This window comes from Paracoccus sp. (in: a-proteobacteria), from assembly GCF_032007265.1.
Taxonomy (GTDB): domain Bacteria; phylum Pseudomonadota; class Alphaproteobacteria; order Rhodobacterales; family Rhodobacteraceae; genus Paracoccus.
This window is the reverse complement of sequence record NZ_DALZMB010000004.1, coordinates 21367-46095: the sequence shown is the minus strand read 5'-3', so window position 1 is coordinate 46095 and position 24729 is coordinate 21367. Positions and strand designations below refer to the sequence as shown.

Here is a 24729-nt window from a genome sequence, read left to right as displayed (position 1 = left end):
CAAAGTTCTTGGCGTTGTCGGCCAGATTTTCCAGCGCTTCGGTGACAGCTGCTTCTTCAGCTTTCACGACAAGACGCTCGATCTCGATGCCCGACAGATCGGCTTCCGGGATCACGGGCAGAGCTTCGTAAGAGACGTTGACAACAACGTCATCGCCCTCTTTCCAGTTCTCGCCGTTTTCCATCTCGATTTTCGGCTGAACGGCCGGGCGGTCGCCCGACTTTTCCAGATGGTCACGCAGCGCGCCGTCAACGGCATCCTGCATGGCATCGCCCAAAACGCGCGGGCCGAACTGCTTTTTCAGCAGCGCCATCGGGACTTTACCCTTACGGAAGCCCTTCATCTCGACTTCGGGTTGAGCTTCTTTCAGCTTCTCATCAACTTTCGCTGCAAGCTCTGCCGCCGGCAGGGTGAACGTATAGCCGCGCTTGAGGCCTTCGTTCTGGGTTTCCTTGACCTGCATCTGTTTTCCTTCATCCAAGCTGGTGGGGGTGGAGGAACCGAAAACCCCCACGCCTTGCGGCGCCAGAACCTAATTATGCGTAAGGCTCCACGCTGTCAGCGCGTTAGCTATGGGATTTCGCTGGACATGGCAAGAACCAAGACAAGCTGCTTAGGCGGCAATTCGCGGGGAATTCGCCAGTTTTCGCAGCACAGACGGGCCTCTTTTGCTCAAAGGACAACGCATCATCCCCGCACGCTGAATGCCCTGCCCCGCGCAGACGCCCCGTTCATCGTTTTATTTCGCGCAGCGCAGATGATCGGATCGCAAAGCCACAAAAGGGACTATGCTCGCAAAAAGAAAGAGCTTAAATAATCATACAATTTTAACGTGTATTTTTGGAGAAGATGATGGCTGTGCGATCTGTACAACCGTTCCCGCCTGTCGCCACGAGGATTGTTCCCAGCGCTGGCCAAATTGAAGTGTTCAATCATTACGAGAACAACGGCTATATGTGGTCCGGCAATGGGGAGCGCGAAGTCGAACTGGAAATCGAATTTGATTCCCCCTACTTGGCGCCGCCAGCAGTTCAGGTCTCTCTGTCCGGCATAGATGCCACGCATGAGCAGAACCTGCGCTGCAAGGTTTACGCCAAAGAGGTGACCAACACCGGCTTCATTGTTGGCATCAGCACCTGGGGTGACACACGCATTGCCCGCGCCACCTCATCTTGGATGGCGATCGGAGAGCGTACCGCCAAGAAATAAGCATCCTATAAGGCCGTGACACGATCACGGCCTTAGGCATTTACCAAGCGTCGACAGCTGCGATTATTTCTTCGCTATCAGCTCTTTGATATTCTCATACAGCTCGGCCTTCATGCTTTGCAAAGCGGGCGCCCTTCTGAAAAGCGAGTTTGCGCATTCCGCAAAGCTTTCATATTTGATCGGATCGGTACCGATCCTGAAAAAGCCCGAACCGAGCTCACAAACCGAGCCGTGTTTGACATCATAGTACGAGCCAGGGCTAAAATATCCGCCAACTGCCCCGCCTCGCGCACCGATCAGATGCGGGTGAAAACGCGCCGTCAACATATGATCGCCTTCGCTCACCGGCAGTGGACGATGCAGCATATCCGCAAAAGTCAGCTCTCTGGCATTGGGCATCTCTTCGGAAACAAGATCCCAAGTTCCCTGATCGTTCCCGGCGCAAGTCCAGAAAACGACCTCGTCATATCTGTCTTGGTTTTTCTGGGCATATTCAAACACCCGAGCGAACTCCGGGTCTTTGGTGCGTGGAAAATTCCAGGACAGATGTAATCTGTGCTTCTTATCTGTGACATAAGCCATATCGCCAACGAATGTATCGTCCAAACCAGAAACGATATTGGCAAATGGCGAGATCTTGCGAAGCAGTTCGGCGCTATTCTCATCTCGCGTCTCGATCAGGGCGAATTGAGCAATGGCCTCGCTCACCTCTGCCTGAAGATTAGACGGCGGAATATCCAGAGGCGTCAGTCCAAGACCCGTCGCGACCAACTTAGCCCCGGTTTGGCGAGAGGTCGCGATAATCAGCCCCAGTAGAAAGCCCTTTCGTGGAAAGTGCTTGTTTAAATACCCCCCACCATGAAGGTGAAGAACAGTGGCATTTAACAGCAGGTCGGCACTAGGCTTGAGCTTGGGATAATTATTGAACCCACCCCTAGCATAGAAGGTGAGGCCACGATGAAAGGCGTCCCAAAATTTGGTCGCCTTACCCGTTTCAGATAGCCCGTTAATCAAATTACCATAGATCACATCGCGGTAATTTCCTGCGAATGCAACATCGAGACGAGCACCGCTAAAACCATCAACGATTATTTTATCTTTTTTACGGCCATTTTCGGTCAATAGATCCAACCAGCAGCGAACCATAAGCTCGTCGCCGAAGTTATCATAACCAGCTCCGCCTAGCAGATAATACATTCTCTGCACCTTTAATTATTTTTCAGGCCAAATTGAAGATGTTTCATTAACCAACGTCACGCTCAATGTCGGAATAAAACAATGGCTTCACATATTCAGATCTTAGGAAACGCTTGCCGCTATCACTTTTTGGGTGGCACCCAGATACCGTACCGGCTTGCGATTTTTTCGCAATCGCGCTCAAATCTCTCTTTCAGGCGCTCAACATCTGACTGGCTATAGGGAATAAACTTACCGCGCTCTCCCATCTGGGGATGCTCGCGCAAGATATTAAAGACTTCATGCTGCTTTTCCGGTTTAACATATCCAGAAATATCGCGATACAACTCGACCACTGTTTTGGACGGGGAAAAACGTTCATCCCCAGCCTCATGCTGGCCGAACTCGGCAATTCCGCCACCTGCGATCAACTGCATGATGTCCTGAGAGTTATCTCTGAAATCAGAATACATCCAGGTGACGATCTTCGACGGATCGATTTGCTTTTCTACCTCAGCCAGGACATGGTGGTATCCGCGGTTTGGCGGCCCTTCCTTGAACGGGAAATAAGGATAGAACCTTAAGGATTCGACCCAGGACGAAACGAAAATTTCATCATATGGGCGCAAAGAAAAGTAAACATTTGCTCCGTGTCCTTGCGCCCATTTCAAAGAGGAAGCAGCGCCCGGATACATATTGATTGGCCCCTGAGGTCCGCCAATCAAGTTCTCATCTGATAAAATGTGAACCTTAGATTCGTCTTGAAGAAATTCTGGCAAAACGCCCGCCTGCGAAACATTCAATGCAGGAAGAATATCACGCCGAGACCGGTAGATATCGTAATACTGATACCCATCTTTCCAAACCGAGTTTTTGAGTACGCTTTGAATGTAAGTCGTTGCAGTCTTATGCGGACCGATATGGATATTTAACAAGCATGTTCTCCTAGGAGGCCAGGCCAAGCCCAGCTAAGTCACCACAAGGGTTCGTATCGATGCGGAAGACATAGCAGGCAAGAACGCGCTGCGAAAGACCGCGATCCCGGGCAATCTATCAATATCTGACCGGTTTCGCGTCACTCAGATCTGATCTGGCGGCATTCGCGGCCCGATTGATACGTAAGGATATCGCGATCGACCGGACAAAAAACGCCCGGCATCAAGCAGATGCCGGGCGTCATAAAGCCGTCAGGGGCTGGTGAGCCTTACATGACCAATGCGCGCTGATGCTGGATGTGGCGCGTTACCAGCTTACGTCCGGAACGACCGCTCAGCAGGTTACGCGCCGAGACTGGCGTGTAGGAAGCATCGCGAAGCTCGGGGAACAGCGAGAACACTTCTTCTGCAGCTGCTGCACCGATGGTCTTCAGCGCTTCGGGACCAGTGAACAGCGATTCCGTTTCAGCGCCGTTCGACATCACAACCTCGTGACGATCAAACAGCATGTGATAGTAGGTGACCTCGGCAAGGTCGTGCGCAACGTCGACGCCATCGATCAACAGCAGTTGCTTGGCTGCGACCAAAACTTCGGGTGCGCCAAACATGCGCTGAGCAATTGCCGAGCGGATCAAGACACGGTGGTAAGGCGAGACAAGCAGATCTTTTGCCGGGGTATTATTCCCCAATGCACCCGCTGCAATCCGGATCGGGCGCAGTTTGGGATTCTTGGCAAGAGCTGCTGCCGAAACTTTCGTCGAGCTGATCCAGCGAATGGCTTGGGCGCCATTATCTTTTGTCAAGACCGAGTCACCCACTGAAAGCATCTCAATGGCGACTTCGCCATTCAGCGTTTCAATTAGGGTGCCTGCCGCAAAGCAAACGATATCGCCGATTTCGCTTTCATCAATTTCAAAGGCCGCGTCGGGATCAAGTGCAGAATTGGGAACTGCGCCAGATACCACTGTCGGCACGTTCCGCGAAAGCCACATTCCCAAATTCGGGGTACCCGGGAAAAGGTTTTTCATTGCGTCAGCCAAGCCGCCATAGGTCGTGTTAACCTGGACAGTTTCGCCTTTATAGACAATCGTTCCGGTAATCGGATGATTGGCGATGTCGTAGTCATTGTCGACGATAAAGTAGGCTCCACCGTCAGCGTCCGAAACCAAACCGCCGCTAACCGGGGCAATCTGGAATTGCATGTCCAACCCAGGGTATTGACCACCCGTGTAGTTAACCCCGACGTCGTCAAAGCTGATCGTGCCCTGCCCCCAATAGGTCGAGGGCATTGCAACGCCGCCTACGATCGGCGCAACAAAGTCGCCAGTCGTCAGGGTCTTCGAACCCGAATCGTCGTCTTGAACGTTAAATTCATCGACGCTGCGCTTTGCTTCGGCAAAATCACCAAAGCTCGTATAGCCCGGCAGATCCAAGCTTGCGCCTTCGGGGCCTTGACCAACCGTAGCGCCGTCAATTTTGAAAATATAGGACATCATATTACTTTCACTGTCCGCCGAAATCCATTTCAAAGCGTGTCTTTAAAATGTCCTGGCAGGCGGAGGATGAGTTGGACGATCCGGATTTACGATCGCCCGGGCGGTCTAAAATCAAGGCGTTAACTTGTCAACAACTTAAGATTGTATTAAAATTAACCAATACACGCTTATTAATAGGCAAATTGAGCATAACTTCTTTTAACTGCCTCAGACATTGCTCACGAGAACCCCGCTCACGAAGCCGCAGATTTGTGAACGGCTCAATACATTAAATATGTCTGGATAATTAGCGCCATTAAGCCCCGCCAATTGCGCCTTAAATCAGCCACCGCAAATGGACCGACTTTTTCAATTTCAAGGGATGAGCTTAAGGTCGATGCAATTAAATGCGCAGCGCAGTCGCTGACGCGTCGTTTACTCTGCAATCTGGATTTTTGTGGTGCGGGTGGAGGGACTTGAACCCCCACGCCTTGCGGCGCCAGAACCTAAATCTGGTGCGTCTACCAATTTCGCCACACCCGCATCCAAACTTGCGACGCTCTTAGCGAGCCTCAGCAAGATTGGCGCCCTTCTAGCAGAGGTTTTTGCACAGCGCGAGAGGGATTTTCATTTTATTACGAAATCATACAAATCGCGCATTTTCAAAGGGATAAAGGAAAAATGCCATCCCCCAGGGATCGGCTTCTTGCCCATATCCCCGCAGAATGGGCGCCCTAAGGGTGTCGCGCTTCGATTAACCACCTGCCACGCCCGTCGCTGTAAACATCGTCATGTCCCCGTCAGATCAAAGCTGGCCTGATTTACCTTGCTTGGGCCGGCACAAAGAGCGGCTTGCAAGAAGAGTCTGCCTATTATTTAATCATCTCGCTCAAAATAGGGGCATCCGCTGTCGTTTCCACTGATCCGATTGATGCCACGCCGCATAGAGATGGACGCGCCCCGACAAAGCGTCCAATCAGGTTTCAGGCAAGTCGCGAGGAAGGATCAGACGATGAAGAAAGTCGAGGCGATCATCAAGCCGTTCAAACTGGATGACGTCAAAGAGGCGCTTCAGGAAGTTGGTGTACAGGGCCTGTCCGTGACCGAGGTCAAGGGCTTTGGCCGTCAGAAGGGCCATACGGAACTTTACCGCGGCGCTGAATATGTCGTCGACTTTCTGCCGAAGGTGAAGATCGAGATGGTTCTGCCTGACGATCTGGTAGAACCCGCAATCGATGCGATCGTCAGTGCGGCGCGCACCGAAAAAATCGGCGATGGCAAGATTTTTGTCTCGGCCGTCGAGCAGGCCATTCGCATCAGAACCGGTGAAACCGGCGACGACGCGCTCTGAAATATTCCCGCGATACAGAACTCCCGCCCGTGGCCCGGCCCGGCGGACTACCGAGGAAGGACCCCATGAAAGTCAAAGACGTTCTGGACATGATCGAGGCAGAAGAAATTGCCTATGTCGATGTCCGCTTCACCGACCCCAAAGGCAAGCTTCAGCACGTGACGCTGGTTTCGGACCTCGTCGATGAGGATTTCTTCGAAGAAGGCTTCATGTTTGATGGCTCGTCGATCGCTGGCTGGAAATCGATCGACCAGTCCGACATGAAACTGATGCCCGATCCGACTTCGGTTTACCTTGACCCCTTCTACGCCGAAAAAACCCTGTGCGTGCATTGCGATGTCGCCGAGCCGGACACGGGCGAATCCTATTCGCGCGACCCGCGCTCGATCGCGAAAAAGGCCGAGGCCTATCTGAAGGCGACCGGCATCGGCGACACGACCTATTTCGGCCCCGAGGCAGAGTTCTTTCTGTTTGACGACGTGCGCTATTCGATCACGCCGCAGAAGGTCTCATTCGAGATCGACAGCCATGATGCTGCCTGGAACACCGACACGATTTACGATTCGGGCAACCAGGCCCACCGCGCGCCCCATAAAGGCGGCTATTTCCCGGTCAACCCGATCGATACCGCGCAAGACATCCGCAGCGAAATGCTGTCGACGATGAAACGCATGGGCATCAAGGTCGACAAGCACCACCACGAGGTTGCCACCGCTCAGCACGAGCTTGGCATGATCTTTGGCGGTCTGGTCGAGCAGGCCGACAACATCCAGAAATACAAATACGTCATCCACAACGTCGCCGCGGCTTATGGCAAGTCGGTGACCTTCATGCCCAAGCCCATGAAGGGCGATAACGGCTCGGGGATGCATGTGAACATGTCGATCTGGAAGGACGGCAAGCCGCTGTTCTCGGGCGACAAATATGCCGATCTCAGCCAAGAGGCGCTGTGGTTCATTGGTGGCATTTTGAAACATGCCAAGGCGCTGAACGCTCTCACCAACCCCTCGACCAACAGCTATAAGCGCCTGATCCCCGGCTTCGAGGCCCCGGTTCTGCGCGCCTATTCGGCCCGCAACCGCTCGGGCGCGGTCCGCATTCCGTGGACCGAATCGCCCAAGGCAAAACGCGTCGAGGCCCGCTTCCCCGACCCGGCAGCCAACCCCTATCTGGCTTTCGCGGCGCTGCTGATGGCAGGCCTGGACGGGATCAAGAACAAGATCGATCCGGGCCCGGCATCGGATAAGGATCTCTATGACCTGCCGCCAGAAGAACTGGCCGAAATCCCGACCGTTTGCGGCAGCTTGCGCGAAGCGCTGGAAGAGCTGGAAAAAGATATGGACTTCCTGCTTGCGGGCGATGTTTTCACCCGCGATCAACTTCAGTCCTATATCAAGCTGAAATGGGAAGAGGTCTATGCCTATGAGCATACCCCGCACCCGATCGAATATGCGATGTATTACAGCTGCTGATCCGCACCTGTAACGAAAACCAAAAGCCGCCCTTCGGGGCGGCTTTTCAACTTGTGCCCGATGCCTTGGACGGGATCTTGGGGTTCTTCAACGTCAAGCCGTCCCACCCGCTTCTTGGCTGCACAGCAACCTGCGCCCCGGTCGCGCAAATCTCACGCGGCTTCGCGAATGGGCCATTCCTCCAACCCTGCCTTCTGTTCCGCTGACAGATCCTCGGGCAGGATGATCGAGGTATGGATCGAAAAGACCACTGCGCCGCTTTCGGGCAGGCGAAACAAACACTGACGCTCAACGCGGATAAAGGGCAAATCCCCCTCAGGAACCCGCCCGATCTCTTCGGTCCGTGGATTGTGAAGCGGCGCATTCGAATGATGGGCGGTGCCGCGCAACATGCCGATGCCCGGTCGGATGCCATCCAACAATCGCTGCACGCGCTTGCCCACATCCTCGGTATATTTTGCAACGGGTTTGTGGATGCGCATCATCGGACGTCCGAACTTCTGGGACAGCGTCCACCCCGCCGGAAAACACAAGATCGCGCCCGCCAAGACATGCTCGCCCTCGGTCTGTGCCCCCTCAGGTGCCGATTGCATCAGGCAAAGATCCTCGGCAACCAGCCGCCCAAGAGTCTGCAACGGGCGATCGGGATCGGCCAGCACTTGCCCCCCATCAGGACGACGCACCAAAGCGCCCGGCCCGATCTGATAGCCGCGCTCGGGCAGTCCGCGAAAAATCATGTCGTAAAGCTCACGTGCTGCGGCCAGCCCGCTCGGCGACAGTCGGCAGACCTCTGCTTCGCGCTCTGAAATCAGCCGCTCGCGCAAGGCCATCTGGGCGCCAAAGGCGTCGTCGACGACCAGCCAATCAGCCTCAGCAACCGGGATCACCCCCGGCAAGCGCCGTGTCCGCGCATCCATCCACGGCGCAAAACCCAATGACTTCTGCAAAACCCTATCCACGCCTCACCCCCGTCCCATCGCCTCATGCTTTCTCATTCCGACCAAGGCGCCAAGCTTCACGCGCCCCCGTCGCCAGCCCTCAGCCGTCCCCGATGCGCACATAACCCAATATGCCCAGCCAACGGACGCCATATGATCATGCGACGCCGCCAGTTTTTCGCACAGCATTTCTTCGCTGTTTCCAACCCTTTGGCGGATCTTGCGCATTCTTCATCACGCAAATACCCCCTGCCAAGGTTGCTCAAAAGCCAGACCCGCGCTAAATCGACCCCAGATATTGGAGGCACCGATGATCCCGCGCTATTCCCGCCCCGAAATGACCGCGATCTGGTCACCGGAAACCAAGTTCAAAATCTGGTACGAAATCGAGGCTCATGCCTGCGATGCCCAGGCAGCCCTTGGGGTCATTCCCAAAGAGAACGCCGAGGCCGTCTGGAAGGCCAAGGATGTCACATTCGACGTGGCGCGCATCGACGAGATCGAGGCCGTGACCAAGCATGATGTCATCGCCTTCCTCACCCATCTCGCCGAGCATATCGGCTCGGATCAGGCGCGTTTCGTCCATCAGGGCATGACCTCTTCGGATGTGCTTGATACCACGCTCAACGTCCAGCTCGTGCGTGCCGCAGATATTTTGCTGGCCGATATGGACCGCGTTCTGGCAGCACTGAAAAAGCGTGCATTCGAACATAAAGACACCGTACGCATCGGTCGCAGCCACGGCATTCACGCTGAACCGACGACCATGGGTCTGACCTTCGCGCGTTTTTATGCAGAAATGCAGCGCGGTCGTCAGCGTCTTGTCCATGCCCGCGAGGAAATCGCGACGGGTGCGATCTCGGGCGCGGTTGGCACCTTCGCCAATATCGATCCCGCCGTCGAAGAACATGTCTGCAAGATGCTGGGCCTGCATGTCGAGCCGATCTCGACCCAGGTTATCCCGCGCGACCGTCATGCCATGTTCTTTGCCGTGCTTGGCGTGATCGCCTCCTCGATGGAAAATATCGCCATCGAAATCCGCCACATGCAGCGCACCGAGGTCCTGGAAGCCGAAGAGTTCTTCTCTCCGGGCCAAAAAGGCTCTTCGGCCATGCCGCATAAGCGCAATCCGGTTCTGACCGAAAACCTGACCGGGCTTGCGCGCCTTGTGCGCATGTCTGTGGTTCCGGCGATGGAAAACGTGGCGCTGTGGCACGAGCGTGACATCTCGCACAGCTCGGTCGAACGCGCGATCGCCCCCGACAGCACCATCACGCTTGATTTCGCTTTGAACCGCTTGGCAGGCGTTATCGAAAAGCTGGTGATCTATCCGGAAAACATGCTGCGCAATATGAACAAGTTCAAAGGCTTGGTCATGTCGCAGCGCGTTCTTCTGGCCCTGACCCAAGCCGGGGTTTCGCGCGAGGACGCCTATCGTCTGGTCCAGCGCAATGCCATGAAGGTCTGGGAAAAAGGCGCGGATTTCAAAACCGAGCTTCTGGCCGATCCCGAGGTAACCGCGGCCTTGGAGCCAGCGGAAATCGAAGAAAAATTCGATCTGGGCTACCATACCAAACATGTCGACACGATTTTCCGTCGCGTCTTTGGCGAAGTCTGATTTCGGGCTAACCCGGAATTAGGTTTTAGCTGGCAATCTACCCCCGAGTCGCAAGAATCGGGGGTTTTTCATGTTCGCAGACGAAGGTTTCGTCACCAAAGTGCTGACCTCGCGGCAAAAGGCGGCAATCATCGTGCGCTATTTGCTCGTGCAGGATGAGGAACTGGACCTTTCGATGCTTCCACCCGCCGCTCAGGCTGCTTTGGCCGAAGAAATCGCCTCGATGGGGATCATCGACAAACAGACGCGCGATTCCGTGGTCGATGAATTTTGCGATCGCATCGAAGAGGTGGGGCTGCATTTTCCCGGTGATATTGCTGGTGCCTTGGACCTTTTGGATGGCCACCTGTCCCATACGACCACCAGCCGTCTGCGCCGCATGGCCGCGCTTTCAGGCGCAAGCGATCCTTGGGAACGCATTGCCACCCTGCCCGCCCCGGTTCTGGCAGAGTTGGCCCGAACTGAGGCGGTCGAGGTTGCGGCAGTGATGCTGTCGAACTTGCCCGTGCCACGCGCGGCGGAAACCTTTGGCTTGATCGAATCCGAATTGGCGCGACAGATCGCCTATGCCATGTCGCTGACCGGTGGGATCGAAAGCCCGGCCCTGCGCCGCATTGGCCTGGCATTGGTCCATGCCGCCGATCTGCAGCCCGAGCCTGCGCTCGAAGGCGGGCCGGTGGAACGGGTGGGGGCGATCTTGAACTTCTCGCAAGCCGCAACCCGCGATACCGTGCTGGCCGGTTTGGATGATGACGATGCGGTTTTTGCAGAAAACGTACGCAAGGCGATCTTTACCTGGGCCAATATTCCGTCGCGCATTGATCCACGTGACATTCCACGCATCTTGCGCGAGGTGGATAACCCGGTGCTGACTAAGGCTTTGGCTGGGGCCAAGGGTAATGATCTGCCGACCACCGAATTCCTGCTTTCGGGCATGTCCACCCGCTTGGCCGATTCCATGCGTGAGGATATCGAGGCCGCAGGAAAGGTCACGGCCAAAGACGCCGAAGAGGCAATGAATGCAGTCGTGGCCGTAATCCGTCGCATGGAGGCCGCGGGCGATCTGTTCCTGATCGCCGCCGATGCCAGCGCCGAGGAATAGGCAAAGAGTTGCAGGGCGGGCACCCTTACGACCTTTTGTGACACCATTCACGCCTTGCGCCCCGCCATGGTCCTGCCTAGCAATCACTCAGCCCCGGCGCCTAACCAACGCCCGCCTGCCCCGCCAAGGCCCAGACCGAAGGAGCCGTCATGTCCAATGCCAATGCCATCATCCTAGGGCTGATCATCATCGCAGTCTTTGTTGTGGACGCTTTGGCATTTGGCGGCCACCTGCCGGTTTTTCTGGGAAAAGAGATGGCAGCGCTGATCGAATACGTCAGCTTCTGGCGCTAACATGAACCTTCTGGCGCTAACATCCTAATTCCGTCGCCTTTTCCGCTCATATCGGGCTCGTGCCATTTGCAATCGCCTTGAATTACTGGCTATTTGCCGACGAACCCTGAATCAGCGGCAGAGGAAAACCATGACTGTAAAAGTGGCAATCAACGGCTTCGGACGTATTGGTCGCAACGTGCTTCGCGCGATCGTCGAATCCGGTCGTACCGATATCCAGGTCGTTGCAATCAACGATCTTGGCCCGGTCGAAACCAATGCGCATCTGCTGCGCTTTGACTCGGTTCATGGTCGCTTCCCGCATGAGGTGAAGGTCAACGGCAATACGATCGACGTCGGCACCGGCCCGATCGAGGTCACCGCCGTGCGCAACCCCGCAGAACTGCCCTGGGGCAATGTCGATATCGCGATGGAATGCACCGGCATCTTCACCGATCGCGAAAAGGCGAAGATCCACCTTGAGAACGGCTCCAAGCGGGTGCTGGTTTCGGCCCCGTCGAATGGCGCCGACAACACCATCGTTTTCGGCGTCAACGACAATACGCTGACGGCGGATCAGCTGGTTGTGTCGAACGCAAGCTGCACCACCAACTGCTTGTCGCCGGTCGCTTATGTCCTCAACGAGGCCATTGGCATCAAAAAAGGCTTCATGACCACGATCCACAGCTATACCGGCGATCAGCCGACGCTGGATACGATGCACAATGACCTGTACCGCGCCCGCGCCGCAGCGCTGTCGATGATCCCGACCTCGACCGGGGCTGCAAAGGCTGTCGGTCTGGTCCTGCCCGAACTCAAAGGCAAGCTGGATGGCGTCTCGATCCGCGTTCCGACGCCGAACGTCTCGGTCGTTGACCTGACTTTCGAAGCCTCGCGCGCGACCTCGGTCGAAGAAATCAACGCAGCAATCATCGCGGCGTCGAACGGCAAGCTGAAGGGCGTGCTGGGCTTTACCGATCAGCCCAACGTCTCGATCGACTTCAACCACGATTCGCACAGCTCGATCTTTGCGCTTGACCAGACCAAAGTCATGGAAGGCAACTTCTGCCGCATCCTGACCTGGTACGACAACGAATGGGGCTTCTCGAACCGCATGTCGGATACCGCTGTTGCCATGGGCAAACTGATCTGATCACGCGATCACAGTGCTGAAAACAAAGACGCGCCCCATTGGGGCGCGTTCTTTTTAACGGTATTGCTGCGATTTACTGCTGCATTCGGCCTGCAGGATTATTGCCCCCCAGTCAGGCGCTTGGCATTAGCCTTGGTGCGCCGGCGATAGGGACGAAGTGCCGCCGAAACGACCTGATCGGCCCGCGCGCCGCGCGCGGCAGCACGCAAAGCAGCGGTCATCGCCTCGCTGGCGGCATCGGCTTTTTCCTGCACCATACGCTGGGATTCGTTCGCATCCTGTTTGACCAGGCCCATCATTCCTGCTGTTCGCATGGCGATCACCATTTGCGAATCCAACGCGATCTGGGTCATCTGCTGCCAGATAGTCCAAGGTGCAAAAAGCGGCGCTGCACCAAAATATCCGGGTTTCATCTGCAATTTCCTTTCCTGTCGCGTGGAACAGATCGTGAAGCGGTTATATAGCTTTGCCAAGCGCCACTTTTAGATATGTCTACAGATGAAACGGCGCTTCATAGTTCCGCAGCGCCGTCATATAAAGCGAGATCATGACCCATTCCTTGACAATCAGCCGCCCCGACGACTGGCACCTTCATCTGCGCGATGGCACAATGCTGGCCGCAGTCTGCGGATATTCTTCACATTTTGGTCGCGCCATCATCATGCCGAACCTTGTCCCGCCGGTTGTAACCGGGGCCGAGGCTGCGGCTTATCGCGAGCGCATCCTTGCCGCGCGCGGCCCTGGCGTGACGTTGCGTCCGCTTATGACGCTTTATTTGACCGAAGGCACGGATCCTGCTGATGTCATCGCCGCTCATCGTGCGGGAATCATCTCGGCGGTCAAGCTTTACCCCGCTGGTGCCACCACCAATTCGGCCAGTGGCGTGCGTGATTTCGACAAGGTCCGCCCGGTTTTTGACGCCATGGCCGAAGCGGGCATCCCGCTGTGCTTCCATGGCGAGGTCACGGATCCCGAGATCGACATTTTCGACCGCGAAGCAGTGTTCATCGACCGTGTGCTGGAACCGATCCGCCGCGCCAATCCGGCCCTGCGTGTGATCATGGAACATATCACCACCAAAGACGGCGCCGATTATGTGCGCGCGGGCGACAATATCGCGGCCACGATCACAACCCATCACCTGGTGATCAACCGCAACCATATCCTGGTTGGCGGCATCAAGCCGCATTACTATTGCCTGCCTGTGGCGAAACGCGAAAGCCACCGCATCGCCTTGCGTGAGGCTGCGACCTCGGGGGATGGGCGCTTCTTCCTTGGAACCGATTCCGCGCCGCATCCCGATCACGCCAAGGAAAGCGCCTGTGGCTGTGCGGGCTGCTTTACCGCACCCAACACCATGTCGATCCTAGCCCATGTCTTTGAAGAGGACGGCGCGCTGGATAAGCTCGAGGCCTTCACCTCGCTGAACGGCCCCGCATTTTACCGCCTTCCGGTGAATGAGGATAAGATCCGGCTGGTCAAGCGCGACACCCCGGCGCAATACCCCGAAAAAATTGCTGTCGGCGACGAGACGGTTACCGTATTCGACCCCGGCTTCCCCCTGTACTGGCACGTCGAGGACGACAAATGACCCTGCCCTTTCCCCCGCGCGAAGAAATCGCCCGCCTTTCCGCCCGCATGTTGCTAGAAATCGGCGCGGTTCATTTCAATGCGACCGAGCCCTATACCTATGCCTCGGGCCTGAAGGGGCCGACCTATATCGACTGCCGCAAACTGATCTCGTTTCCGCGCATCCGCTCGACCCTGATGGATTTCATGTCGGCAACCGTGCTGCGCGATGCTGGCTTTGACGCATTCGACAATATCGCCGGCGGCGAAACTGCGGGTATCCCCTTTGCCGCATTGGTGGCCGAGCGGCTGGAACTGCCCATGACCTATGTGCGCAAAAAGCCCAAAGGTTATGGCCGCAACGCGCGCATCGAAGGCGCAATGAGCGAGGGCCAGCGGGTTTTGCTGGTCGAAGACCTGACCACGGATGGCGGATCAAAGCTGAGCTTTGTCGATGCGATCCGCGAGACCGGCGCAAGCTGTGGCCATACGGCTGTCATCTTCTATTATGACATCTTCAAGGACACGCCCCAAAGGCTGGCCGATCATGGTGTGCAACTGCATTATCTGTGCACCTGGTGGGATGTGCTGGCCGAGGCGCGCGCTCAGGGCAAATTCGACGCGGCGACCTTGAACGAGGTGGAAAGCTTCCTGTCCGATCCCCGTGCCTGGCAGGCAGCGCATCCCTGATCTGCGCCTATAGATCATCTGTCGGGAAAAGCCCGATAGCCCTAGGCCCCGCTTTGTGAGATAAGCGGGGCTTCACTGAATCGAGGGCATGGAAATGAGCGAGCTGCGCGCATTAGAAATTAGAAAACCGGCAGAACTTGCCAGCGCAGCAGCCGAGCAAGCCGTTCCCTTCTCGATCGAAGCCGAACAGCAGCTTTTGGGCGCGCTTTTGACCAATAACGAGGTCTTTGACCACGTTACCCGCATCATTGCCCCGGCCCATTTCTATGACCCGGTGCACCGCCGCATCTATGAAATCTGCGCCGAGCGGATCACCAAGAACGCCCTGGCAAGCCCAGTGACGATCAAGGCTTTCATGGAAAGCGATCAGGGCCTGAAAGATCTGGGCGGCCCGGCCTATCTGGCGCGCCTCGCGGCGGCGGCGATTTCGTCACATGCGGCGCGCGACTATGCCCAGATGATCCGCGAATTTGCGCTGCGCCGGGATCTGATCGCCTTGGGGCAAGATATCTCTTCGCGCGCGTCCCATGTCACCGTCAACGATAATGCCGAAGAGCAAATCAAGGCGGCTGAACAGATCCTTTACAAGCTGGGCGAGCAAGGCGTCGCCGAACGCGGCTTTCAAAGCTTTCTTTCTGCGGTCACCGGCGCGCTGAATGCGGCCAATGCCGCCTATAGCCGCGGTGGCGGCCTGTCGGGGGTTTCCTCGGGTCTGATTGATCTTGATGGCAAAATGGGCGGTCTGAACCGCTCGGACTTGATCATTCTGGCTGGCCGTCCCTCGATGGGTAAAACCTCGCTGGCCACCAACATTGCCTTTAACGTCGCCAAGGTACACCGCATGGGCGAGCTGCCCGACGGCACGCATGGCACTGTCGCGGGCGGTGTTGTCGGCTTTTTCAGCCTTGAGATGTCGGCCGAACAGCTGGCCGCGCGGATTTTGTCCGAAGCGGCCGAGGTTCCTTCGGAAAACATTCGTCGCGGGGATATGTCCGAGGATGAGTTCCGCCGCTTTGTTCAGGCCGCGCATGACCTGCAAAACTGCCCGCTTTACATCGATGATACCCCCGCTTTGCCGATCAACCAGCTGGCCGCGCGCGCGCGCAAGCTGAAGCGGACCATGGGTCTGGATCTTCTGATCGTGGACTATCTTCAGCTTTTGCGCGCAGCCTCGGCAAAAGATAGCCGCGTCAACGAGGTCTCCGAGATCACGCAGGGGCTGAAAGCCATCGCCAAAGAGCTGGATATTCCCGTCATCGCGCTGTCGCAGCTTTCACGTGCGGTCGAAAGTCGCGAAGACAAGCGGCCACAGCTGTCGGACCTGCGCGAATCCGGCTCGATCGAGCAGGACGCCGATATCGTGATGTTCGTCTTCCGCGAGGAATACTACAAAGAGCGCGAAAAGCCCGCCGATCACGAGCTGGACAAGATGGCGGCCTGGCAGCAGATCATGGAATCCTGCCATGGCAAGGCCGAGGTCATCATCGGCAAGCAGCGTCACGGCCCGATCGGCACGGTCGAACTTAGCTTCGAGGGTCGGTTTACCCGCTTTGGTAACCTTGAAAAGCACCGCAGCAACTGGGACTAACTCTAGGATCACGCATGAATCTGCCCGTACCGATCACCACAATCGGCCTTTTGCTTGCGTCGAATATTTTCATGACCTTTGCGTGGTATGGGCATCTCAAATACAAGGCTGCCCCGCTTTTCGTCGTGATTTTGGCAAGTTGGGGCATCGCCTTTTTTGAGTATCTGCTGCAGGTTCCCGCGAACCGCATCGGCTATGGGCATTTCAGTGCCGCCCAGCTAAAGACCATTCAAGAGGTGATAAGCCTTTCTGTTTTCGCAATCTTTTCATGGGCCTATTTGGGCGAGAAAATCACATGGCAGCACGGAATTGGCTTTGCACTGATCTGTCTGGGCGCGTGGTTTGTCTTTCATGACTGGGGCTAGAACGCCGCCCCATATTGCAACGCTGGTTCTGCTGTCCGGGGTTGCGGCACTGTCGATGAACGTCTTTCTGCCCTCGCTTCCGGGCATGGCGCTTCATTTCGGGGTCGATTACGCGACCATGCAGCTTTCGGTCTCGGCCTATCTTGGGGTTGGTGCGCTGATGCAATTGGCCGCCGGGCCGGTCAGTGATCTTTTTGGACGCCGCGTCGTCATGCTTGCCGCATTGATGATTTTTCTGGCCGCAACCCTGGGCACGCTTTTGGCCCCAACTGCGGGCTGGTTTCTGTTTTATCGCCTGATTCAGGCGGTGATCACCTCGGCCTTTGTGATTTCGCGGGCGATGGTGCGCGATATGGTGCCGGGCGAGCAAGCCGCCAGCCTGCTGGGCTATGTCACGATGGGCATGTCGATCGTGCCCATGCTTGCACCCGTTCTGGGCGGCCTTCTGGACGAGGCCTTTGGCTGGCAGGCCACATTCATGCTGATGGCCGCTGCCGGGATTGCGGTGTTTTTGCTGTGCTGGTTCGATCTGGGCGAAACCGCGCGCGGTACAGGCACGCCGCTGCGCAGCCAGATTGCCACCTATCCTGCCCTTGCAAACTCGCGCCTGTTTTGGGGCTATGCTGCCACGATCACCTTGGGGTCGGGGTCGTTTTTTGCCTATCTGGGCGGCGCGCCCTTTGTTGGCAGCACGGTGTTTCACCTGACCTCGGCTCAGGTCGGATATTGGTTCGCCGCACCCTCGATCGGCTATGCTTTGGGCAACTTTCTTTCGGGGCGCTATGCCCGCATCTTTGGGATGAAGCGCCTGATGCTGGCCGGGGTCTGGGTATCGACCGTGGCACTGTCGCTTGCCTTGGCCGCCGATCTTGCGGGCCTTCACCAACCCCTGATCTTTTTCGGGGCGGTTGCCTTTCTAGGTCTGGGCAATGGGTTGTTACTGCCCAGTGCCAATGCAGGCATGATGAGCGTGCGCCCCGAACTGGCGGGCACGGCCGCAGGTCTGGGCGGCGCGCTTAGCGTGGCCGGCGGCGCTATGCTGGCTGCATTGGCAGGGGCGCTTTTGCATGATGAAAGCGGGGCCTTTCCGCTTTTGGCGGTCATGCTGGCATCGGCCATTGCAGCCGTCATCATCACGATAGCGACCATCCGGGCCTCTCGCCTGGTCTGAACCCCGCTTGCCTAAGCGCTTTGCAAAGCCTATCCGGGCTTTGCAAAGACGGAGCATCTGATGGCCACGCAAAAGATTTATGCCGGTGCAGCGCTGCGCGAAACCCGCGCGCGCGCCAAGCTGACCCAAAGGGCTTTTGCTGACCGCCTTGGGGTGTCGTTGCCCTATTTGTCGCAAATGGAAAACAATCACCGCCCCGTCTCGGCTGGTGTGCTGCTCAAGCTTGCTTCGGAATTTTCCCTGGATCTCAGCGCGATGGCGGTGGGTGATGCAGATCGCATGGTCGTCGATCTGTCCGAGGCTCTGGCAGATCCCATGTTCGAGGCCCCGCCCGGCATGATCGACCTGCGACTGGCCACGACCAACGCCCCGGCCTTTGCCCGCGCCTTCCTGCGGCTTTACCGTGCCCATCGTGAAGGTCAGGAACGCCTGGCCGCGCTGGACGAGGCCTTGGGGGCGGGCATGCAGAACGCGACGTCGTCCCCTTGGGAAGAGGTCCGCGATTTCTTTCATTACTGCGACAATTACATTGATGCAGTTGACCGCGCCGCCGAGCGTTTCGCCATGGCCGAACCCGATCTGCCGCCTTTGACGCGCGCCATCAACGCCCTGCGCGATAGCGGATTGCGGGTTGTGACGGCCGAGCTGGGCAACAGCACCGTCTATCGCCGCGACGGCGATCTGATCACCTTGAACGCCGCCGCCAGCCGCGAAACGCTGGCTTTTCAGCTGTTACATCTGATCGCGCTGGAAACCCGCGGCAATCTGCTGGAGGCCACGCTAGAGCTTGCGCGTTTTCGCAGCACGGGCGCGCGCGACATCGCCCGCGTCGGCCTGGCCAATTACTTTGCCGGGGCGGCAATGATGCCCTATTCGCATTTCCTGGCCACAGCACGGGCCGAGCGCCATGACCTAGAGCGGCTGGCGCATTTTTTTCATGCCTCGCTCGAACAGGTCGCCCACCGCCTTTCGACCATGCAGCGTGCCGGCAACAAGGGCGTGCCCTTTTTCTTTGTGCGCGTCGATCAGGCTGGAACAATCACCAAGCGCCATTCGGCGACGCGGCTGCAATTTGCCCGTTTCGGCGGGGCTTGCCCCCTGTGGACCGTGCATCAAGCCTTCGAGACACCCACGCGCTTTTTACGCCAATTGGCCGAAACGCCGGATGGAAAGCGCTATTTGTGCCTGTCGCGCGATGTCTCGAAACCTGGTGGGGCCTTTGGTGCGCCGATGCGTCGCTTTGCCATCTGTCTTGGCTGTGAAATCACCCATGCCCGCGACATGGTCTATGCCGACGGGCTGGACCTGGGAAACCCCGGCCTGTTCGAGCCGATCGGCATTTCCTGTCGCATTTGCCCGCGCACCAATTGCCACCAAAGATCGGTTCCCCCGGTAGACCGCGAAATCCGCATTCCGCGTGATCGTGAGGGTCCCCTACCCTATACTTTCAACTAATAAGACTTTGGTCGCATATTTTTGCGTCAAATTTGCGTTATGCATCACAATTTAGGCAATCAGCTGGCCGAGATCCGGCAAGCTCCGGCGATTTTTGGCCCCCAATAGCCCAGAAAAAAGTTAATATTTCCCTGATATTAGGGGTCCGCAAACGCATTATTTGCGTGATTGGTTCCATCTTTTCGGCAAAAAATCGCCAAAAAAGCACCCCTCTGGCGGGAACTCGCCAAACCTTCCGCATATCACGGCCAAAGCTGTTGCAACCAAGGCACAGTTCCGATTAACCCATTCCATCAGCAAACGGCCTTTGCTCGGTCGAATGCACCCACAAGAATTGGACAGTGACCTTGGGCCTTACCAATCGCTTGAATGCGAAGCTGGAACGCTGGCTGCCAGAACAGCGTTTGTTTCTGAAATCGGACAATGGCGCGCGTTTCTTGCGCCTAAAGCCGCTGACCCAGCTCGGTGCGATGGGCGGTGTTGCGGTCTTGTTCGGATGGACGATCATCGCCAGCTCTATTCTTGTGATCGGAACCGTCAGCGAAGGCGCCTCGCGCGGGGAAACCGCCCGTGCCCAGCACGCTTTCGAGCAGCGCCTGACCGCGCTGTCGGCCGAGCGGGATCTACGTGCCAAAGAAGCCGCCGCCGCCCAAAGCCGTTTTGCAGTCGCGCTGGATCAAGTCTCGTCGATGCAGTCGCAGCTTCTGGCCTCGGAAAACCAGCGCCGCGAGTTGGAAAGCGGCATCAGCGCCGTCCAGACATCCTTGCACGAAAAAGTCGTCGCGCTGAATTCGGTCAAGGGCCAATCTGACGAGACAAGCGAGTCGCTGGATGCCGGTCGACTTTCTGAATTCTCAGTCGCGCTTGATATTTTGTCGGGCGAGCTGAAACAATCCGCATCGGATCGCGTGCAGGCCGAGGCCGAATCCGCAGATGCACGCCGCGAAGCACAAGAGCTTGCGCTTGAGCGTGACCGTATCATCGCACGCAACGACGCCCTTTTCGCTGAAATCGAGGATGCCGTTTCGGTCTCGACCGAGCCTTTGGACAAGATGTTCCGCAAAGTTGGCATGGACCCGGACGCGCTGCTGCGCAAAGTCCGCGCGGGCTATTCCGGCACTGGCGGCCCGCTTGAGCCTGCAGGTTATTCGACCCGCGGCAATGCTGAAATCACCCAAGGTGATGCCAAGGTCAAAGAGATCATGGTCTCGCTGGACAAGATCAACACCTATCGCATCGCCGTGGATAAGCTGCCACTGGCCATGCCGCTGAAGTCGGCCTTCCGCTACACCTCACCTTATGGTGCCCGCTGGGGACGCCGCCATGAAGGTGTCGACATGGCTGGCCCGGTCGGAACCTCGGTTTATTCGACCGCTGATGGCGAAGTCATCTTTGCAGGCTGGCAGCGTGGTTACGGCAATCTGATCAAGGTTCGCCACGAGCTGGGCACTGAAACCCGCTATGGCCACCTATCTAAGATTCGCGTGAAGGTCGGCCAAAAGGTATCGCGCGGTGCGCAGATCGGTGATATGGGCAATACCGGTAGATCGACCGGTTCGCACCTTCACTACGAAGTGCGCGTCGATGGTCGGTCCGTGGATCCCATGAGTTTCATCAAGGCAGCCCAAAATGTTTTCTAAGACCCGTGTCACTGAGCCAGGCCCCCGTCAGCAGCCGGCGGCTGAAACTGAAACCCCGCGCAGCTTTGACACGACGACAAGCTATGACGCCCCCGCCGCTCCGGCACCGCGCAACCGCGGCACGCCCTCTGTCCTTTCGGCTGATCTGATCGTCACCGGCAATATCAAGACCGCTGGCGATGTGCAGATCGAAGGCACCGTCGAAGGTGATATCCGCGCCCATCAGCTGATCGTCGGCGAAACCGCCACCATCAAAGGCGAGATCGTTGCCGACGAGATCGTCGTCAATGGCCGCGTCGTTGGCCGTGTGCGTGGCCTGAAGGTCCGCCTGACCGCCACCGCGCGCGTCGAGGGCGACATCGTTCACAAGACCATCGCCATCGAATCCGGCGCTCATTTCGAGGGCTCGGTCCAACGTCAGGATGATCCGTTGCAAAACGGCGTGACGCCCAAGCTGGCCCCGCCGCGCACCACCGCGGCAGATAGCGAATAAGCGCGCAAGCGCTGATGATCGAAAGGGGCGCCAGTTGGTCGCCCCTTTTTTCATATGCGCTTGGGCCGCTGTGGCATCAGTCGGGCATCAGGCGGCGATACATGTGCCAGCTGGCATGACCCAGCACCGATAGCACGATGAAAAGCCCCAGAAACAACGGGATGATTGCGGCAAACAGCAGCAAGGCAATCAACAGCGCCCAGATCAGCATCAGCCCCGGATTTTCGCCCACGGCGCGAAAGCTGGCGATGATTGCCGAGATCAGATCAACCTCGCGATCCAGAATCAGCGGCAGCCCCACCACCGTCACCGCAAACAAGACCCCGGCAAAGACCGCGCCGATACATGTCCCCACCCCCAGCATCACCAGCCCACGTCCTTGAAACAAGACCTCGGGCGAGGAGGTGATATTGGTCAGCGCCGACAACCCCATGAACAAGGCGAATGTCGTATGGGCGACAAAGACCCAGAACATGAACAGCAGCAGAATCACCATCGCCATGGACGGGACCTGGCGATCCTTTTGCGCCCAGACCACGCCCAGCACCGCGCGCCAGTCCAGCGGTATTCCCAACTCGATCCGGCGGCTGACCTCATAAAGGCCAACTGCGGCAAATGGGGCCAGCAACGGAAAGCCAAGGACAAAGGGCATCAGTAGCCATTCGCGCCCGGTGACCAAAGCAACGCTGGCCATCACCAGCCCGCCCAGCACATAGAACGCCGCGAAGAAAAGGCCGAATGCGGGCGCACGGCAAAAGTCGCGCCACCCATCGCGCAACGACGCCCCAATCGCGCCAAGCGGCAGGCGGGCGGGTTCGGGAATAGGATCAGGTCCGTCCTCGGTCAAAACCGAGACCTCTGCGGGATGGGATAAAGGCTCGCGCGCCGCGGCTAAAGGAGCGCCCCCAAGGCTATGAGGCTGGGTTGGGCTTTGGCTCATCTTTGCATCCTCCTGTGGCCCAGAAGTCTAGCAAGGCATGGCCGTCCGATAACAGAGAAAATGCAAGGCGCGCATCAATCGGCGCCCGCAACCTGTCCTTAGGCGAAACGCTCGCGCAGCGCGGAATTGACCGATGGCGTCACGAATTTCGAGACATCGCCCCCCATCCGCGCGATTTCCTTGACCAGTTTCGAGGCAATCGCCTGACGGCGTGCATCTGCCATCAAGAAGACCGTCTCGATGCTCGAATCAAGCGCACGGTTCATGCCGACCATCTGGAATTCATATTCAAAATCCGCCACGGCGCGCAGGCCGCGCACGATCACGCTGGCACCAACATCGCGCGCGCAATCGATCAGCAGATTTTCGAAGGGATGAACGATGATTTCACCGCCGGTTTTTGCGGTAATCGCGCTGCATTCCTGCCGCACCATCTCAACGCGCTGCTCAAGATCGAACAACGGCTTCTTGTCCCGATTGATGGCAACGCCGATGACCAGGCGATCAACAAGCGCCATAGCGCGTTGAATAATATCGATATGCCCGAGCGTGATCGGGTCAAACGTGCCGGGATAGAGGCCAATCCGCATGTGAAGTCCTTTCGCCGAGGTGCTTAAAACCGTCGAACAGGATAATTCAGACGGATGCAAGAGGGCGCTTTACGACGCGGCATCCGGCGTGGCCTAGCTGCCCATGATCATCCCGGTCAGCGCTTCCTTTTCGGCATGCAGCTCTTTGAGGCGTGCGGAAACCGCATCTCCGATCGATACAAGCCCGATCAGATTGCCTTCGGCATTCACGACGGGAAGGTGACGAAAGCGCCCCTCGCTCATCCGCTCCAGCACGGTCAGCGCATCCTCGCCCGTGGTGCAGGTCATCAGTTTGCGCGTCATCAGTTCACTGATGGGGCCATCCAGAATGGCCGGGCCATTGCGCCCAAGCGCCCGCACGATGTCGCGCTCTGACAAGATCCCCAGTGCAGTCCGGCCGTCTTCGCTGACCACCAGCGCACCGATGCGACGCTCCGACAGAATTCTGGTGGCCTCCGAGACCAGCTCATCGGGGCGAATTGTTACGATGTCCGCGCTGACCTTCATCGACAGGATCTGATTGACAAGCATCGTGGTCCTTCCTCTGGTTGGGTCGAATATGGGCTTATCTCAAAGGTCGCCGCATCGGCCCGCTACGTCAAGTCCGGCGTGCAACCATCTGCCATCAGACGAAAACCTGTGCCTCAAGGCGCAGCACCTCGGCGCGCAGACCTTGGGCCAATGCCTCGGCCAACAGCGTCATGCGCGCCGAATGTCGGTCGTCGGCGTGTCGGATCAACCAAAAATTCCGCGTCAGGGAAATCTGATCGGCCAAGACAGGACGCACTCCGGGCGCAAAGGGAATGGCGAAATCATGCACAATGCCCAGCCCCCCCCCCGCGCGAATCGCCTGAAGCTGCACGGAAACCGAATTCGAGCTAAGTGCGGCTGTGTCGGCCCCGGTTTCAGTCAGATAGTCCAGCTCGGGGTCATGGATCATATCGGCGATATAGCCGATCATCCGATGCCCCTTCAGATCCGCGCGCGTGGTGATCGGGGGATGGGCCGCCAGATAATCGCAATGCCCTGCCAGATGCAGCCGATATTCGGTCAACCGCTGAACGGTCAGCCGCCCGGTCTGCGGCGGGGACACCCCAACCGCCAGATCCGCCTCGCGTCGCGTCAGGTTAAAGATGCGGGGCTGCGCCACGATCTGGATCTCAAGGCCAGGATGGTGGGCACAAAGCGCGGCACAAACCTGCGGCAGCAGGTAATTGGCGCAACCATCAGGGGCCCCGATGCGGAACTGCCCGCTGAGCTCGTCTCGACCGATCAGCGCCTCGGCGGCCCCATGCAGCGCCGTCTCGGCGGCTTCGGCATGGGGCAAAAGGCGCAGCCCTTCGGGGGCGATCTGATAGCCCTGCGGCATTTTCACGAACAGCTTGGCCCCCAAGGCCTGCTCAAGCCGAACGATCCTGCGCCCCACCGTTGACGCATCCATCCCCAGCCTGCGCCCCGCAGCCGAAAGGCTTTCATCACGGGCAACCGCCAGAAAGACCCGCAAATCATCCCAATCCATGGCCAGCC

25 protein-coding genes and 1 tRNA gene are annotated in these 24729 nt (G+C 57.6%); 15 read left to right on the top strand and 11 right to left on the bottom strand.

Going from position 1 to position 24729, the window contains the following annotated elements:
• Positions 1 to 463: trigger factor family protein (locus RTS12_RS01975; RefSeq protein WP_312524958.1), on the bottom strand; the 463-nt coding region annotated here is incomplete at its 3' end.
• A 389-nt stretch (positions 464 to 852) separates the two neighbouring features.
• Here RTS12_RS01975 and RTS12_RS01970 point away from each other — a divergent pair.
• Positions 853 to 1209, top strand: coding sequence for an H-type lectin domain-containing protein (locus tag RTS12_RS01970; RefSeq protein ID WP_312524956.1), 357 nt, complete (start codon positions 853 to 855; stop codon positions 1207 to 1209).
• 63 nt (positions 1210 to 1272) lie between these two features.
• On the opposite strand, the gene RTS12_RS01965 is transcribed toward RTS12_RS01970, so the two are convergent.
• The 4 genes from RTS12_RS01965 to RTS12_RS01950 all read right to left on the bottom strand — a co-directional run bounded on the left by RTS12_RS01965 (position 1273) and on the right by RTS12_RS01950 (position 5338).
• Positions 1273 to 2406 (bottom strand): polysaccharide pyruvyl transferase family protein, encoded by a 1134-nt coding sequence (locus RTS12_RS01965; protein ID WP_312524954.1) that lies wholly within the window; start codon positions 2404 to 2406, stop codon positions 1273 to 1275.
• 122 nt (positions 2407 to 2528) lie between these two features.
• Positions 2529 to 3320: a hypothetical protein gene (locus tag RTS12_RS01960; RefSeq protein ID WP_312524952.1), complete on the bottom strand. Its 792-nt coding sequence runs from the start codon at positions 3318 to 3320 to the stop codon at positions 2529 to 2531.
• Between the two features lie 269 nt (positions 3321 to 3589).
• Positions 3590 to 4813, bottom strand: a complete 1224-nt coding sequence (locus RTS12_RS01955) for a Hint domain-containing protein (RefSeq protein ID WP_312524950.1) — start codon at positions 4811 to 4813, stop codon at positions 3590 to 3592.
• Between the two features lie 440 nt (positions 4814 to 5253).
• Positions 5254 to 5338 (bottom strand) — tRNA-Leu (locus RTS12_RS01950).
• Positions 5339 to 5807: 469 nt separating this feature from the next.
• Here RTS12_RS01950 and RTS12_RS01945 point away from each other — a divergent pair.
• Positions 5808 to 6146 carry a P-II family nitrogen regulator gene (locus RTS12_RS01945; protein WP_312524948.1) on the top strand — a complete coding sequence of 113 codons (339 nt, stop codon included), beginning with the start codon at positions 5808 to 5810 and terminating at the stop codon, positions 6144 to 6146.
• Between the two features lie 65 nt (positions 6147 to 6211).
• The gene (glnA, locus tag RTS12_RS01940; RefSeq protein WP_312524946.1) at positions 6212 to 7618 is read left to right on the top strand and encodes a type I glutamate--ammonia ligase; all 1407 of its coding nucleotides are present in this window, start codon (positions 6212 to 6214) and stop codon (positions 7616 to 7618) included.
• A gap of 152 nt (positions 7619 to 7770) precedes the next feature.
• Here the strand turns inward: glnA and RTS12_RS01935 are convergent, their stop codons facing one another.
• Positions 7771 to 8577: a DUF3445 domain-containing protein gene (locus RTS12_RS01935; protein ID WP_312524944.1), complete on the bottom strand. Its 807-nt coding sequence runs from the start codon at positions 8575 to 8577 to the stop codon at positions 7771 to 7773.
• Between the two features lie 289 nt (positions 8578 to 8866).
• On the opposite strand from RTS12_RS01935, the gene purB reads away from it, so the two are divergent.
• The 4 genes from purB (at position 8867) to gap (ending at position 12701) form a co-directional block, all read left to right on the top strand.
• Positions 8867 to 10174 (top strand): adenylosuccinate lyase, encoded by a 1308-nt coding sequence (gene purB, locus RTS12_RS01930; protein ID WP_312524942.1) that lies wholly within the window; start codon positions 8867 to 8869, stop codon positions 10172 to 10174.
• 70 nt (positions 10175 to 10244) lie between these two features.
• Positions 10245 to 11276 (top strand): FliG C-terminal domain-containing protein, encoded by a 1032-nt coding sequence (locus RTS12_RS01925; RefSeq protein WP_312524941.1) that lies wholly within the window; start codon positions 10245 to 10247, stop codon positions 11274 to 11276.
• A 149-nt stretch (positions 11277 to 11425) separates the two neighbouring features.
• Positions 11426 to 11569 (top strand): hypothetical protein, encoded by a 144-nt coding sequence (locus RTS12_RS01920; RefSeq protein WP_312524939.1) that lies wholly within the window; start codon positions 11426 to 11428, stop codon positions 11567 to 11569.
• 130 nt (positions 11570 to 11699) lie between these two features.
• Complete coding sequence (gene gap / locus RTS12_RS01915) at positions 11700 to 12701, top strand: type I glyceraldehyde-3-phosphate dehydrogenase (protein ID WP_312524937.1); 1002 nt, start codon at positions 11700 to 11702, stop codon at positions 12699 to 12701.
• 98 nt (positions 12702 to 12799) lie between these two features.
• Here the strand turns inward: gap and RTS12_RS01910 are convergent, their stop codons facing one another.
• Complete coding sequence (locus RTS12_RS01910) at positions 12800 to 13114, bottom strand: antibiotic ABC transporter (protein WP_312524935.1); 315 nt, start codon at positions 13112 to 13114, stop codon at positions 12800 to 12802.
• Positions 13115 to 13248: 134 nt separating this feature from the next.
• Here RTS12_RS01910 and pyrC point away from each other — a divergent pair, with 134 nt between their 5' ends.
• The 8 genes from pyrC to RTS12_RS01870 all read left to right on the top strand — a co-directional run bounded on the left by pyrC (position 13249) and on the right by RTS12_RS01870 (position 21672).
• Positions 13249 to 14292 (top strand): dihydroorotase, encoded by a 1044-nt coding sequence (gene pyrC, locus RTS12_RS01905; RefSeq protein ID WP_312524933.1) that lies wholly within the window; start codon positions 13249 to 13251, stop codon positions 14290 to 14292.
• Entirely contained in the window at positions 14289 to 14960 is a 672-nt protein-coding gene (locus RTS12_RS01900) for an orotate phosphoribosyltransferase (protein WP_312524931.1), read from the top strand. Before pyrC ends, RTS12_RS01900 begins: the two co-directional genes overlap by 4 nt.
• 94 nt (positions 14961 to 15054) lie before the next feature.
• Positions 15055 to 16548, top strand: a complete 1494-nt coding sequence (locus RTS12_RS01895; protein ID WP_312524929.1) for a replicative DNA helicase — start codon at positions 15055 to 15057, stop codon at positions 16546 to 16548.
• Positions 16549 to 16562: 14 nt separating this feature from the next.
• Positions 16563 to 16913 (top strand): DMT family protein, encoded by a 351-nt coding sequence (locus RTS12_RS01890; RefSeq protein WP_312524928.1) that lies wholly within the window; start codon positions 16563 to 16565, stop codon positions 16911 to 16913.
• Positions 16900 to 18084, top strand: a complete 1185-nt coding sequence (locus RTS12_RS01885; protein WP_312524926.1) for a multidrug effflux MFS transporter — start codon at positions 16900 to 16902, stop codon at positions 18082 to 18084. Before RTS12_RS01890 ends, RTS12_RS01885 begins: the two co-directional genes overlap by 14 nt.
• A 60-nt stretch (positions 18085 to 18144) precedes the next feature.
• The gene (locus RTS12_RS01880; RefSeq protein ID WP_312524924.1) at positions 18145 to 19539 is read left to right on the top strand and encodes a short-chain fatty acyl-CoA regulator family protein; all 1395 of its coding nucleotides are present in this window, start codon (positions 18145 to 18147) and stop codon (positions 19537 to 19539) included.
• 341 nt (positions 19540 to 19880) lie between these two features.
• Positions 19881 to 21179: a DUF5930 domain-containing protein gene (locus RTS12_RS01875; RefSeq protein ID WP_409455655.1), complete on the top strand. Its 1299-nt coding sequence runs from the start codon at positions 19881 to 19883 to the stop codon at positions 21177 to 21179.
• Complete coding sequence (locus RTS12_RS01870) at positions 21169 to 21672, top strand: polymer-forming cytoskeletal protein (RefSeq protein ID WP_312524922.1); 504 nt, start codon at positions 21169 to 21171, stop codon at positions 21670 to 21672. Before RTS12_RS01875 ends, RTS12_RS01870 begins: the two co-directional genes overlap by 11 nt.
• A gap of 76 nt (positions 21673 to 21748) precedes the next feature.
• On the opposite strand, the gene RTS12_RS01865 is transcribed toward RTS12_RS01870, so the two are convergent.
• The 4 genes from RTS12_RS01865 to RTS12_RS01850 form a co-directional block, all read right to left on the bottom strand.
• Positions 21749 to 22612 carry a DUF2189 domain-containing protein gene (locus tag RTS12_RS01865; protein ID WP_312524920.1) on the bottom strand — a complete coding sequence of 288 codons (864 nt, stop codon included), beginning with the start codon at positions 22610 to 22612 and terminating at the stop codon, positions 21749 to 21751.
• A gap of 98 nt (positions 22613 to 22710) precedes the next feature.
• Positions 22711 to 23202, bottom strand: a complete 492-nt coding sequence (coaD, locus tag RTS12_RS01860) for a pantetheine-phosphate adenylyltransferase (protein ID WP_312524918.1) — start codon at positions 23200 to 23202, stop codon at positions 22711 to 22713.
• 93 nt (positions 23203 to 23295) lie between these two features.
• On the bottom strand, positions 23296 to 23733 hold the full coding sequence (locus tag RTS12_RS01855; RefSeq protein ID WP_312524916.1) for a CBS domain-containing protein: 438 nt from the start codon (positions 23731 to 23733) through the stop codon (positions 23296 to 23298).
• A gap of 94 nt (positions 23734 to 23827) precedes the next feature.
• The gene (locus RTS12_RS01850) at positions 23828 to 24721 is read right to left on the bottom strand and encodes a LysR family transcriptional regulator (RefSeq protein WP_312524914.1); all 894 of its coding nucleotides are present in this window, start codon (positions 24719 to 24721) and stop codon (positions 23828 to 23830) included.
• Between the last annotated feature and the right edge of the window lie 8 nt (positions 24722 to 24729).